Source organism: Streptomyces sp. NBC_00435 (genome assembly GCF_036014235.1).
GTDB lineage: Bacteria > Actinomycetota > Actinomycetes > Streptomycetales > Streptomycetaceae > Streptomyces.
Genome location: NZ_CP107924.1, coordinates 4,898,464 through 4,911,270, shown reverse-complemented (window position 1 = coordinate 4,911,270; position 12,807 = coordinate 4,898,464). Strand labels below are relative to the sequence as shown.

The following is a 12,807-nucleotide window of genomic DNA, read 5'->3' as shown; positions in this document are numbered from 1 at the left end:
CCGTACGCCCGCTCGGCGACTTCCTTCAGCAACTGCTCGATGTCATCCATGTACACACAGTGACATCCCCTACTGACAATCGCCCTGACCTGCGATCTTCATGCCTTCGGATCGCTCGGGTCGCCTTCCCGCTCCGTCTTCCCCCCGGAGTCGTACCCGACGAAGAACGTGGGCCGGCGCTGGACCGCGGTGTAGATGCGGCCGATGTACTCGCCGAGCAGACCGACGCAGATCAGCTGCACCCCGCCGAGGAAGAGCATCACTATGAACAGCGAGGTCCAGCCGGGGACCGTCTTGCCGGTCAGGTAGATCGCCAGGGTGACGCCCACCATCAGCAGGCAGCCGACGAAGCTGGCCACGCCGAGCCAGGTCGCCAGGCGCAGGGGCGCCGCGGAGAAGTTGATGATGCTGTCCACGCCCAGCCGGATCATCTTGCTCAGCGGGTACTTGGTCTCGCCCGCCACCCGCTCCTCGCGGTGGTAGGCGACCTGGCCGCTGGGGAAGCCGAGCCATGGCACGAGCAGGCGGTACACCCGCTGCTGGTCGGGGATGGACTTGACCGCCTCGACCGCCGCGCGGCTCAGCAGCCGGAAGTCGCCCGCCTGGGCGGGCACCTGCTTGCCGACCAGGCGGCGCACCAGCCAGTAGTACGCGCCGGCCGTGCGCCGCTTGAACCCGGTGTCGGTGCTCCGGTCCGCCCGGACCCCGTAGACGATGTCGAGGCCGTCCGCGCGGGCCAGGTCGAGCATCTCCGGGATCTTCTCCGGCGGGTCCTGGAGGTCCGCGTCGATGCTGACGACGTACGCCCCGAGGGCACTGTGCAGGCCCGCGGTGAGGGCGGCCTGGTGACCGGAGTTCCCGCGCAACCGGACGATCCGCAGTTCGGGCCATTTGACCTGGAACTCGGCGAGGAGTTCCGCGGTGCGGTCCTTGCTGCCGTCATCGACGGCGACGACCTCGTATGCGAGGTCCATGGCGTCGAGTGCCGGGCGCAGCCTGCCGACCAGGGCCGGCAGGGCGTCCTCCTCGTTGTACATCGGCACGACGACCGAGAGAGCCGTGGAGCGCTCGGTCGTGGAGGGCTCAGTCGACATCGGTTCTTCCTGCCCTTGGTGCGTGCCGCTCGTCCGCGTCACTCTTCCGCAGCCCTGAACTTTAATACGAGTGGATCAAACGGGTCCGGAGTGGGCGGAGAGGTCAGCGCGAGGCGAACGGCGCGTCCGTCGGGACGATCTCGCGGCCCAGCGGGAGCAGGGAGAGCGGGACCATCTTGAAGTTGGCGATGCCGAACGGGATGCCGATGATCGTGACGCACAGCGCGATGCCGGTGACGATGTGGCCGAGGGCCAGCCACCAGCCCGCGAGGACCAGCCACAGGACGTTGCCCACGCAGGAGGCGGCGCCCGCGTCGTGCCGTTCGACCGTGGTGTACCCGAAGGGCCACAGGGCGTACACCGCGATGCGGAAGGACGCTATGCCGAAGGGGATGCCGATGATGGTGATGCAGAGGATCACGCCGGCCAGGCAGTAGCCCAGGAACAGCCAGACTCCGCTGAGCACGAGCCAAATGAGATTGAGGATGGTCTTCACTGACTACGTCCTGCCATCTGTTCGAGCCGGGCGATGCGCTCGGCCATCGGGGGGTGCGTGGAAAACATTCTGGACAGGCCTTCGCCCGGACGGAAGGGATTGGCGATCATCATGTGGCTCGCCGTCTCGAGCCTCGGTTCGGGCGGCAGCGGGAGCTGCTTGGTCCCGGCGTCGAGCTTGCGCAGGGCGCTGGCGAGGGCGAGCGGGTCGCCGGTGAGTTGGGCGCCGGAGGCGTCCGCCTCGTACTCGCGCGAGCGGCTGATCGCGAGCTGGATCACGGAGGCCGCCAGCGGGCCCAGGATCATGATCAGCAGCATGCCGAAGAGGCCGGGCCCCTCGTCGTCGTTGGAGCGGCCGATCGGGATCAGCCAGGCGAAGTTCACCAGGAACATGATCACGGAGGCGAGGGCGCCGGCGACCGACGAGATGAGGATGTCGCGGTTGTAGACGTGGCTCAGCTCGTGGCCGATGACCCCGCGCAGCTCGCGCTCGTCGAGGATGCGCAGGATCCCCTCGGTGCAGCAGACCGCGGCGTTGCGCGGGTTGCGTCCGGTGGCGAAGGCGTTGGGGGCTTCGGTCGGCGAGATGTAGAGCCGGGGCATGGGCTGGCGCGCGGACGTGGAGAGCTCGCGCACCATGCGGTAGAGCTCGGGCGCCTCGAACTCGCTGACGGGGCGGGCGCGCATCGCGCGCAGCGCCAGCTTGTCACTGTTCCAGTACGCGTACGCGTTGGTGCCGAGGGCCACGAGGACCGCGACGATCAGGCCGCCCCGGCCGAAGAAGCTTCCGATGACGATGATGAGTGCCGACAGACCGCCGAGGAGTACGGCGGTCTTCAGCCCGTTGTGCCGGCGGTGCACGGTACGCCCTCCAGGTGTGCGGCAGGGGGACCCGTCCAGGATCTGTGGATCTGAGGACCTACGGTCCAGTGGACCCTTCCTTCCTGGTCAACGCCAGGTGAGGGCGGCAGGTTCCCCGCGCGCGCCCGCCCGGCCGCCCCGGTGGACCGGGCGGCGGGGGACCGGCGGGGGCACGGCAGGGGCACGGCAGGGGCGGCGGGGACTGGGCCGTACGGGTGACGGGCGCGCGGGCTACAGCGGGAAGAGGCTGCCCGTGGCGAAGCGCAGGGCCAGCTGCGGGGCTCCCGAGAGGACCAGGGCGGTGGCGGCGGTGAGCACGATGGCGGCGGTGACCGGCCACGGAGTGCCCCTACGGGGCCGTGCGCCCTCCGGCGCGGCCTCCTGCACGCCCTCCGGGGCGGTGTCCGCGTCGGGGGTGCGGAAGAGCAGGGCGGTCCAGCGCAGGTAGTAGTACAGGGCGACGACGACGTTCACGGCCATGACCACGGCGAGCCAGCCCAGGCCCGCGTCGACCGCCGCCCGGAAGACGGTGACCTTCGCGAAGAGCCCGATGATGCCCGGCGGCAGACCGGCCAGGCAGAGCAGGAAGAAGGCCAGCGCGAGGGCGGCGAGCGGGCGCTCGGCGTACAGGCCGCGGTAATCGGCGAGCCGGTGCAGCGGCCTCGTACGGGCCACCAGGGCGGCCACGGCGAAGGCGCCGAGGTTCACGGCGGCGTACATGAGGGCGTAGGCGACGGTGGAGCCGATCTGGTCGCGGCCGGCGTACGCGGCGGCGGCGATGGGGACCAGCAGGTAGCCGGCCTGGCCGACCGAGGACCAGGCGAGCAGCCGTACGGCACCGTTCGGGCGGTCGGCGGACTGGCGCAGGGCGGCCGCGTTGCCCAGCGTCATGGTGAGCGCGGCGAGGACGGCGAGGGCCGGGCCCCAGACGTCGGAGTACGCGGGGAACGCGATCACCGTGACGAGGATGAGGCCGGTGAAGCCGACGGCCTTGCCGATGACCGAGAGGTAGCCGGCGACGGGCAGCGGGGCGCCGACATAGGTGTCGGGGACCCAGAAGTGGAAGGGGACGGCAGCCGTCTTGAAGGCGAAGCCGACCAGGGTGAGCGCGACTCCGGCCATGGCGAGGGTGTCGAGCTGTCCGGGGACGTGTTCCAGCCGGTCGGCGACCTGGGTGAGGTGCAAGGAGCCGGTGGCGGCGTAGACGAAGCTGACGCCCATCAGGGACACGGCGGTGGCGGTGACGGAGGACAGGAAGAACTTGAGGGCGGCCTCGGAGGACAGCCGGTCGCCGCGGCGCATGCCGACGAGGGCGAAGGCGGGCAGCGAGGCGACCTCGAGGGCGACGATCAGGGTGGCGAGGTCACGGGAGGCGGGCAGCAGGGCCGCGCCGGCGGCGGAGGAGAGCAGCAGGAACCAGTACTCCCCGGCCGGCATGCGTGCCTCGCGGACGGTGGTGACCGACAGCAGGGCGGTGACCAGGGCGCCGCCCAGTACGAGGAACTGGACGACCAGCGCGAAGTGGTCGGCGGCGTAGCTGCACGCGCCGGCGCCGTCCGTGCCGGGCCCGGTGAGGCAGAAGGTGCTGCGGTCGCCGGCGCGCAGCGGCAGCAGGGTCGCGGTCGCGACGGCCAGCCCGGCCACGGAGATCCATCCGAGCAGCGGCTTGCGGTGCTCGGGTACGAAGAGGTCGGCGACCAGGACGAGGAGGCCGACGGCGGCGGTGACGACGACGGGCGCGATGGCGAGCCAGTCGACGGACTGGACCAGGCTGGGGGCGTCGGCGGCGGCGCTGACGATGGGCTGAAGGACCGTCATGAGTTCCCTCCCGCGAGGAGCTTCTGGACGGCCGGGTCGGTGAGGCCGAGGAGGACCGCGGGCCACAGGCCGGCGAGGACGGTGAGGGCGACGAGCGGGGTCCACGCGGCGAACTCGTAGTGCTGGATGTCGGCGAGGACCACCGGGGCCGCGCCGCCTTCGCGCACGGCCTTCGGGTCGCCCATGCACACCCGCCGTACGACGATCAGGAGATAGGCGGCGGTGAGCAGGGTGCCGAACGCTCCGACGGACATGTACGTGAGGAACGCGGGCCGCGACAGCCCCTCGGCGGGGTCGAACGCGCCGAACAGGGCCAGCATCTCGCCCCAGAAGCCGGCCAGGCCGGGCAGGCCGAGGGAGGCGACGGCGGCGAAGGCGAGGAACGCGCCGAAGCGGGGGGCACGGCCGTAGAGGGCGGCGCCGGTGGCTCCGGCGAGGGTGTCGAGGTCGGCGGTGCCGTAGCGGTCCTTGAGGGCGCCGACCAGGAAGAAGAGGAGGCCGGTGATCAGGCCGTGGGCGACGTTGGCGAAGAGCGCGCCGTTGACGCCGGTCGGGGTCATGGAGGCGATGCCGAGCAGCACGAAGCCCATGTGGCCGACGGAGGAGTAGGCGATGAGGCGCTTGAGGTCGCCCTTGCCTCCCTTGCGGGCGAGCGCGAGGCAGGCCAGCGACCCGTAGACGATGCCGACGGCGGCGAAGGCGCCGAGGTAGGGGGCGAAGGTGGCCATGCCGTCGGGGGTGACGGGCAGCAGGATGCGGACGAAGCCGTAGGTGCCCATCTTCAGCAGGACGCCCGCGAGGAGGACGGAGCCGACGGTGGGGGCGGCGGTGTGCGCGTCCGGCAGCCAGCTGTGCAGGGGCCACATGGGGGTCTTCACGGCGAGGCCGGTGCCGATGGCGAGGACGGCCAGGATCTGGGTGGTGTGGGACAGTTCGCGGCCGTTGTCAGAGGCCAGTGCCACCATGTCGAAAGTGCCGCTGTTCAGTCCGATCAGCAGCAGACCGAGGAGCATGACGACGGAGCCGAGGAGCGTGTAGAGGATGAACTTCCAGGCGGCGGCCTGCCGCTGAGCACCGCCCCAGCGGGCGATGAGGAAGTACATCGGGATGAGGACCATCTCGAAGGCGAGGAAGAACAGCAGCAGGTCGAGGACGGCGAAGGTGGCGAGGGTGCCGGACTCCAGGACCAGGAGCAGGGCGACGAAGGCCTTCGCGGAGGGGCCCGCGGGGAGCTTGAAGTAGCTGTAGAGCGCGCACAGGAAGAACAGCAGCGCGGTCATCAGGAGGAGGGGGAGCGAGATGCCGTCGATGCCGAGGTGGATCCGGACGTTCAGGGCCTGGATCCAGCTGATGTCCGTCGTCGCCTGGAAGCGGGACGGGGCGTCGTGGTCGAAGCCCAGGGTGAGGGCGATCGCCGCGGCGAGGATGGCGCCGGTCACGGTCACGCCGTGGCGCAGCACGGCCTGTTCGGGGCTCTTGCCCTTCAGTCCGGGCGGGGCCGGCAGGAGGGCGGCGACGGCGCCGACGAGCGGGCCGGCCACGATCAACGCCAGAAGGAACTGCATCACGGACGGGCTGATATCAATCACGGCTGACTCACGGCTCACGATCCGGCGTTGACGTTGGCGAGGACGGCGGTGGCGATCGCCAGGACCACGGCGCCGGCGAGCAGAGCGCTCAGGTAGCTCTGCACGTTGCCGGTCTGGGCGCGGCGTACGAGGCCTCCGAGCAGCCGGGGGCCGAGGCCGGCCCCGCGGACGTACGTGTCCACGACCTCGCGGTCGAGGAAGCGTACGAGGGACGCGGCGGACCGGACGGGGCGTACGAAGAGGCGGTCGTAGACGGCGTCGAGGTGGAAGCCGACGGCGGCGTGCCGGTGGAGCGGGCCGAGGAGCGCGCGTCCGGGGTCGGCGGCGGGAGCGGTGGAGACCACCGGGTGGTCGTGGGTGACTTCGCCGACCTCCGGGCTCTCCGCGGCGGACTCGGCGGCGACGACGGCCGCGGGCGCTCCGGCGGGGGCTCCGGCGGGGGCTCCGGCGGGGGCGAGCACACCCTCGGCGGCGGTGCCGGCTCCGGCCGCGGCTGCCGGGGCCAGGGCGGCCTTGGCCACGGCTCGCTGCCACAGGGCGTAGGTGAGGACCGCGCCGACGACGGCGGCGCCCGTGCCGAGGACCGAGGTCGTCAGCGACGGGGTGAGCTCACGGCCGTCGAAGAAGTCGGAGAGCGGTCCGGCCAGCAGGCCGAATCCGATGGTCGGGAGGGCCAGCAGCCACAGCACGCCGGTCATCGCGACGGGCTCCTTGCCGTGGTCGGGGGCGGCGGCGCCCCGGCCGCGGAAGGCCATCAGCCACAGCCGGGTGGCGTAGGCGGCGGTGAGCAGGGCGGTCAGTACGCCGGCGACGAGGACCAGCCAGCCGGCCGCGCTCGGGGCGAGCTCCGAGTGGCCGCCGGCGGTGTGCTCGGCGGCGACGAGGACGGCTTCCTTGGAGAAGAAGCCGGCGAAGGGCGGGAAGGCGGCGAGCGCGAGCAGCGCGATCGTCATCGTCCAGAAGACGTCCGGGATGCGCCTGGACAGCCCGTCCATCCGGGACATGGCGGCCAGGGAGTTGGTGCCGGAGGCGTGGATGATCACGCCGGCGCCGAGGAACAGCAGCGCCTTGAAGGCGCCGTGGGACAGGAGGTGGAAAACGGCGGCGGCCCGGTCGCCGACGGCCAGGGCCCCGGTCATGTAGCCGAGCTGGCCGATCGTGGAGTAGGCGAGCACCCGCTTGATGTCGTCCTGGGCCAGGGCGGCGAGGGCGGAGCCGACCATCGTGACGGCCGCCATGACGGCCAGGACCACCATCGCGGCCCGGGAGGCCGCGAAGACCGGGAGGAGTCGGGCGACGAAGTAGACACCGGCGGCGACCATCGTCGCGGCGTGGATCAGGGCGGAGACCGGGGTGGGGCCCGCCATGGCGTCCGGGAGCCAGGTGTGCAGCGGGAACTGCGCGGACTTGCCCGCGACTCCGGCCAGCAGCAGCAGGGCGATCAGCGTCGGGTGGTGGAGCCCGCCCGCGACGACGGTGCCCAGGATCTTCGTGATCCGGAAGGAGCCGGCGTCGGCGGCGAGTGCGAACAGGCCGATGAGGAAGGGGACGTCGCCGAGCTTGGTGACGAGGAAGGCCTTCAGGGAGGCGGAGCGGGCCGCCTCGGTCTCCCAGTAGTGGCCGACCAGGAAGTACGAGCAGATGCCCATGATCTCCCAGCCGACCAGCAGCACCATCAGGTCGCCGGAGTAGACGACGAGCAGCATGGCGGAGGTGAACAGTGAGACCAGAGCGGCGTAGGACGGGTACCGCGGGTCCTCGCGGAGGTACGCCGTCGAGTAGATCTGCACGCAGGTGGCGACGACGCCGACCAGGACGGCCACCATGACGGCGAAGCCGTCCAGGTGGAGCGAGAGTTCGATCGGCACCGAGCCGGTCGGGGTCAGCTCGGTCGCCGTGTCGATCGCCTTGCCGCCGCCCTGGCGCAGCGCGACCAGCACCGCGAGCACTGCGGCGCCCAGCGTGGGCAGGACGGCGAGGGGCTTGACGAAGCCGGGGGCGGTGCGGCCGAGCAGCAGTCCCGCCAGCGCGCCCAGGAAGGGCAGCAGGGGGACGAGTACGGCGAGGGTCGGGGTGCTCACGCGGCGGCTCCGGTCGCAGTGTTCGCGCTGTCCGGCTCGTGGCCCTCGGCGGTGTCGCGCAGTCGGTCGACGTCCGCGGTGCCCCGGTTGCGGTACACCGTCAGCACGATCGCGAGACCGATGCCGATCTCGGCGGCGGCGATGGCGATGGTGAAGAGGGTGAGGGCCTGGCCGGCGTGCAGGCTGTCGCGCAGCCAGACGTCGAAGGCCACCAGGTTGAGGTTGACGGCGTTGAGCATCAGCTCCACGGACATCAGGACCAGGATGGCGTTGCGGCGGGCGAGCACTCCGTACAGGCCCGTGCAGAAGAGGAGCGCCGCCAGCACGGCGGGGTAGGCGAGGTGCATCAGCGCTGCCCCTTCTTGTCGGTGGCGGGCGTCGTCGCCGGCTTGGTCGCGGACGCCGGCTTGGTCGCGGGCGCGGACGCGCCGGTGTCCGGGGTGTCCTTGCGGGACAGCACGATGGCGCCGATCAGGGCGGCGAGGAGGAGGACGGAGAGCGCCTCGAACGGCAGCACCCAGTGCCGGAAGAGGATCTCGCCGGAGACCTTGGTGGAGCCCTGGACGGGGCCGTCGAGGTCGATCCAGGTGGTGCGGAAGGCGTCGACGACCACCCAGACGAGCGCGGCGGCCGCGACGAGGGCCACGCCGAGCGCGACCGGGCGGTTGCCCGAGTCGGCGTCCGGTGAGCGGCCGATGGGCGCCTTGGTGAGCATCAGCCCGAAGAGGAGGAGGACGACCACGGAACCGAGGTAGATCAGTACCTGCACCCAGGCGATGAACTCGGCGGTCAGCAGCAGGTACTCGACGGCGATCCCGCCGAGCGCGACGACCAGCCACAGGGCGGCGTGCACGAGCTGCTTGGTGGTGACCGTGACGGCGGCCGCGCCGAGCGTGGCGAGGCCGACGAGGACGAAGGCGATCTCGACGCCGGTCGGGGAGAGGAAGCCGTTGCCCTGGGCGGCTGCGGTGATCACGCGTCTCCTTCCGGGGCCGGGTCCTGCCCGGGGGCCGGGGTGTCGGGGGTCGCCCCGGCGGCCGCGGCCGCGTCGGCGGCGGCGGTGGCCTCGGCCTTCTCCACGGCCTTGCGGGCGGCCGCGACTTCCTTGGGTTCCTCGGCGGCCGGGTCCAGGGCGGGCGGCGCCGGGACGGTCCACATCCACTCGCGCAGCTTGTCGCGCTCGTGGGTCAGTTCGTGGATGTCGGTCTCGGCGTACTCGAACTCCGGCGACCAGAACAGTGCGTCGAAGGGGCACACCTCGATGCAGATGCCGCAGTACATGCAGAGGGAGAAGTCGATGGCGAAGCGGTCGAGGACGTTGCGGCTGCGCTCCCGGCCACCGGGGGCGGCGGCCGGGACCGTCTCCTTGTGGGAGTCGATGTAGATGCACCAGTCGGGGCACTCGCGCGCGCACAGCATGCAGACCGTGCAGTTCTCCTCGAACAGGCCGATGACCCCGCGCGAGCGCGGCGGGAGCTCGGGCTGCACCTCGGGGTACTGGGCGGTGTGCGAGCGCTTCGTCATCGTGCGCAGCGTGACGGCCAGGCCCTTGGCGAGGCCGGAGCCGGGGATGGGGGGCATTTACTGGATCGCCACCTTCACGATGCCGGTGAGCGCGATCTGGGCGAGCGCGAGCGGGATGAGTACGGTCCAGGCGAGCTTCTGCAGCTGGTCCTCGCGCAGGCGGGGGTAGCTGACGCGGAGCCAGATCACCACGAAGGAGAGCGCGGCGATCTTGAGCAGGGTCCAGACCCAGCCGAAGGAGTCGCCGCCGAAGGGGCCGTGCCAGCCGCCGAGGAAGAGGACGGTGGTGAGGGCGCACAGCACGACGATGCCCGCGTACTCGGCGAGCAGGAACAGCGCGAAGCGCAGGCCGGTGTACTCGGTGTACGCGCCGAAGATGATCTCGGAGTCGGCGACGGGCATGTCGAAGGGGGGCCGCTGGAGTTCGGCGAGGCCGGCGGTGAAGAAGACGAGTCCGCCGACGATCTGCCAGGGCAGCCACCACCACTCGAAGGCGCCGACGATGCCGGGGAGCGACACCGTCCCTGCGGCCATGGCGACCGAGGCGGCCGCGAGCAGCATGGGGAGCTCGTAGGCGAGCAGCTGCGCGGCGGTGCGGAGGCCTCCGAGGAGGGAGAACTTGTTCGCGGAGGCCCAGCCGGCCATGAGCGAGCCGAGTACTCCGACGCCCATGACGGCGAGCGCGAAGAACAGCCCGGCATCGATGACCTGGCCGACGGCTCCCTCGCCGGGGCCGATGGGGATGGCGAGGAGGACCAGGAGGTACGGGAGGAGGGCGACGGCGGGGGCGAGCTGGAAGACGCGGCGGTCGGCGTTGGCCGGGACGATGTCTTCCTTCTGCGCGAACTTGACCCCGTCGGCGACGAGCTGGGCCCAGCCGTGGAAGCCGCCGGCGTACATGGGGCCGAGGCGGCCCTGCATGTGGGCCATCACCTTGTGCTCGGTCTGCCCGACGACGAGCGGGAGCACGAGGAAGACGGCGAAGACGACGATCAGCCGCAGGGCGACGTCGAGGACGTCGTTCACGCGGCGCCTCCGTTGGGGTCGGTGGTCGGATCGGCCTCGGCGGGGTCGACGGGTCCCGCGGGTGCGGCCGGGGGCTCCGGTGCGGCCGGCTCCGGTGCGGCCGGGGGCTCCGGTGCGGCCGGCTCCGGTGCGGCCGGGGGCTCCGGTGCGGCCGGCTCCGGTGCGGCCGGGGGCTCCGGTGCGGCCGGCTCCGGTGCGGCCGGCTCCGGTGCGGCCGGCTCGGCCGGGGGCTTGTCGAAGGCGGGCTTCGGGTCGTGCCAGGGTGCGTCCGAGCTCCGGGGCACGGGCCGCCTCGGTGCCTCCGGCGCGGGGCCGGTGGCCTGGCTGGCCGAGCCTTCGGATGCCGAGCGGGTGCGGCGGGCCGGGCGCGGCGGAGTGGCCTCGTCCGGGGTCCCGGCCGGGGCCTCGGTCACCGGCGCGGCCGGAGCCGCGGGCTCGGCCGAGGCCGGAGTCGGAGCCGAGGCCGGAGCCGGAGCCGCGGGCGATCCCGGCGTCGCCGGCGCGGCCGCCTGGCTCGCCGAGCCTTCGGACACCGAGCGGGTGCGGCGGACCGGGGCGCCCTCGCGCGGGGTGCGGACCGGGCGTTCGCCCGGGGCCGCCGCGGTGCGCGGGGTGCGGGCGGGGCGGGCGGGGGCCGGGGGGAGCTGGCCCTTGAGCGGGCCCCACTCGTTGGGGTCCGGGACGCCCGGCGGGAGCATCTGGCGGCGCTTCGGCGCGTCCGGGTCGTGCGCCTCGCCCGGCTCCTTCGCGCCCGGCCAGGCCTTGGCGACGCGGGCGGCGAGGACGAAGTCCTTGCGCAGCGGGTGGCCCTCGAAGTTTTCGGGGAGGAGCAGCGGGACCAGGTTCGGGTGGTCGGTGAAGACGACCCCGAACATCTCGAACGTCTCGCGCTCGTGCCATTCCGCGCCCGCGTACACCGCGACCGCGGAGGGCAGGGAGGGCGCCGAGTGGGGGACGGTGGTCCGCAGCAGCAGGCGGCGTACGCGGTGGTTCTCCAGCGAGACCACGTGCGCGCACACGCGGAAGCCCGTGCCCGGCTCGTCCACCGCGCTCAGCCAGTCGAAGTACGTGCAGCCCAGCTTGTCGCGGGCGATCTCCAGCGCGGGGATCCAGCTCGCGGTGGGCACGTCGACCGTGAGGACGGAGTACGAGAAGGAGCCGACGGCCTCCGCGCCGAAGACCGTTCCCGCCGCGTCGGGGAGGGAGTCGTAGAGGTTCACGCGTTTGTCCCCGGGGTGGGCGGCGGCGTGACCAGCGCGCTGGTCAGCTGCGCGGGAGACGGCGGTGCCGGGTTCGCGTAGCGCTCCGCCAGCGATTCGCGGGCGATCTTCTCCTGGAGCTTGAGGATGCCCTGCAGCAGCGCCTCGGGACGGGGCGGGCAGCCCGGGACGTAGACGTCGACCGGGATGATCTGGTCGACGCCCTTGGTCACCGAGTACGAGTCCCAGTACGGGCCGCCGCAGTTGGAGCAGGCGCCGAAGGAGATGACGTACTTCGGCTCGGGCATCTGCTCGTACAGCCGCTTGACGGCCGGGGCCATCTTGTCCGTCACCGTGCCCGAGACGATCATGAGGTCCGCCTGGCGCGGGCCGGGTGCGAAGGGGATCACGCCGAGCCGGATGAAGTCGTGCCGGGCCATCGACGCCGCGATGAACTCGATCGCGCAGCAGGCGAGGCCGAAGTTGAAGACCCACAGGCTGTAGCGGCGGCCCCAGTTGAGGACCACCTTCATGGGCTCGGGCGCGAGGCGGGACAGGACGCCCAGGCGCTTCGGCTCCGGGAGCAGCTGCGGCTCCGACGGCACGGCCGGGGTACCGGCCGGGGTCACAGCCATTCGAGGACGCCCTTCTTGTACGCGTAGAGCAGGCCGACGGCCAGGAAGCCGAGGAAGATGAACATCTCCACCAGCGTCGTGGCGCCGTAACCGGCGGCGGCGAACACCGTCGCCCAGGGGAAGAGGAAGATCGAGTCGACGGCGAAGATGACGTAGAGGAAGGCGTAGACGTAGTAGCGGACCTGGGTGTGCGCCCAGCCCTCGCCGACCGGGTCCACGCCGCATTCGTACGTCAGCAGCTTCTCGGGGGTCGGGACGACGGGGCGCAACAGGCGGCCGGCGCCGAACGCCACCGCCACGAAGAGCACACCGAGCACGGCCATGAGGCCGACGACCGAATACGTCCGGAAGTAGTCCGCGGCGAGCACGGATACGGTCGATACCGTTGGTTCGGGCACGTCCGTTCCTCGTTCCTCGGCCACTGTCGACGATCAGGTTGATCTGGTACGGACGGGAGTCTAGGGCCTGGGTCCCACAGGGTGGGG

Annotated in this window: 13 protein-coding genes; all 13 read right to left on the bottom strand. The window is 72.0% G+C overall.

Going from position 1 to position 12,807, the window contains the following annotated elements:
* Positions 1-98: 98 nt before the first annotated feature.
* Complete coding sequence (locus OG389_RS22605) at positions 99-1,094, bottom strand: glycosyltransferase family 2 protein (RefSeq protein WP_328300288.1); 996 nt, start codon at positions 1,092-1,094, stop codon at positions 99-101.
* 103 nt (positions 1,095-1,197) lie between these two features.
* Positions 1,198-1,590 carry a YccF domain-containing protein gene (locus OG389_RS22600; RefSeq protein ID WP_328300287.1) on the bottom strand — a complete coding sequence of 131 codons (393 nt, stop codon included), beginning with the start codon at positions 1,588-1,590 and terminating at the stop codon, positions 1,198-1,200.
* Positions 1,587-2,450, bottom strand: a complete 864-nt coding sequence (gene htpX / locus OG389_RS22595; RefSeq protein WP_328300286.1) for a zinc metalloprotease HtpX — start codon at positions 2,448-2,450, stop codon at positions 1,587-1,589. Before htpX ends, OG389_RS22600 begins: the two co-directional genes overlap by 4 nt.
* Positions 2,451-2,681: 231 nt before the next feature.
* Positions 2,682-4,268 carry an NADH-quinone oxidoreductase subunit N gene (locus OG389_RS22590; RefSeq protein WP_328300285.1) on the bottom strand — a complete coding sequence of 529 codons (1,587 nt, stop codon included), beginning with the start codon at positions 4,266-4,268 and terminating at the stop codon, positions 2,682-2,684.
* The gene (locus OG389_RS22585) at positions 4,265-5,833 is read right to left on the bottom strand and encodes a complex I subunit 4 family protein (protein WP_328303993.1); all 1,569 of its coding nucleotides are present in this window, start codon (positions 5,831-5,833) and stop codon (positions 4,265-4,267) included. Before OG389_RS22585 ends, OG389_RS22590 begins: the two co-directional genes overlap by 4 nt.
* A gap of 38 nt (positions 5,834-5,871) precedes the next feature.
* Positions 5,872-7,938, bottom strand: a complete 2,067-nt coding sequence (locus tag OG389_RS22580; protein WP_328300284.1) for an NADH-quinone oxidoreductase subunit 5 family protein — start codon at positions 7,936-7,938, stop codon at positions 5,872-5,874.
* Positions 7,935-8,285 (bottom strand): NADH-quinone oxidoreductase subunit NuoK, encoded by a 351-nt coding sequence (nuoK, locus tag OG389_RS22575; RefSeq protein WP_328300283.1) that lies wholly within the window; start codon positions 8,283-8,285, stop codon positions 7,935-7,937. Before nuoK ends, OG389_RS22580 begins: the two co-directional genes overlap by 4 nt.
* Complete coding sequence (locus OG389_RS22570) at positions 8,285-8,914, bottom strand: NADH-quinone oxidoreductase subunit J family protein (RefSeq protein WP_328300282.1); 630 nt, start codon at positions 8,912-8,914, stop codon at positions 8,285-8,287. The genes nuoK and OG389_RS22570 overlap by 1 nt, the downstream gene beginning before the upstream one ends.
* Positions 8,911-9,519 (bottom strand): NuoI/complex I 23 kDa subunit family protein, encoded by a 609-nt coding sequence (locus tag OG389_RS22565; RefSeq protein WP_328300281.1) that lies wholly within the window; start codon positions 9,517-9,519, stop codon positions 8,911-8,913. Before OG389_RS22565 ends, OG389_RS22570 begins: the two co-directional genes overlap by 4 nt.
* Positions 9,520-10,488, bottom strand: coding sequence for a complex I subunit 1/NuoH family protein (locus OG389_RS22560; protein WP_328300280.1), 969 nt, complete (start codon positions 10,486-10,488; stop codon positions 9,520-9,522). It abuts the gene before it with no gap.
* Positions 10,485-11,708 carry an NADH-quinone oxidoreductase subunit C gene (locus tag OG389_RS22555; protein ID WP_328300279.1) on the bottom strand — a complete coding sequence of 408 codons (1,224 nt, stop codon included), beginning with the start codon at positions 11,706-11,708 and terminating at the stop codon, positions 10,485-10,487. Before OG389_RS22555 ends, OG389_RS22560 begins: the two co-directional genes overlap by 4 nt.
* Complete coding sequence (locus OG389_RS22550; protein WP_328300278.1) at positions 11,705-12,322, bottom strand: NADH-quinone oxidoreductase subunit B; 618 nt, start codon at positions 12,320-12,322, stop codon at positions 11,705-11,707. Before OG389_RS22550 ends, OG389_RS22555 begins: the two co-directional genes overlap by 4 nt.
* The gene (locus OG389_RS22545) at positions 12,313-12,720 is read right to left on the bottom strand and encodes an NADH-quinone oxidoreductase subunit A (RefSeq protein ID WP_328300277.1); all 408 of its coding nucleotides are present in this window, start codon (positions 12,718-12,720) and stop codon (positions 12,313-12,315) included. The genes OG389_RS22550 and OG389_RS22545 overlap by 10 nt, the downstream gene beginning before the upstream one ends.
* Between the last annotated feature and the right edge of the window lie 87 nt (positions 12,721-12,807).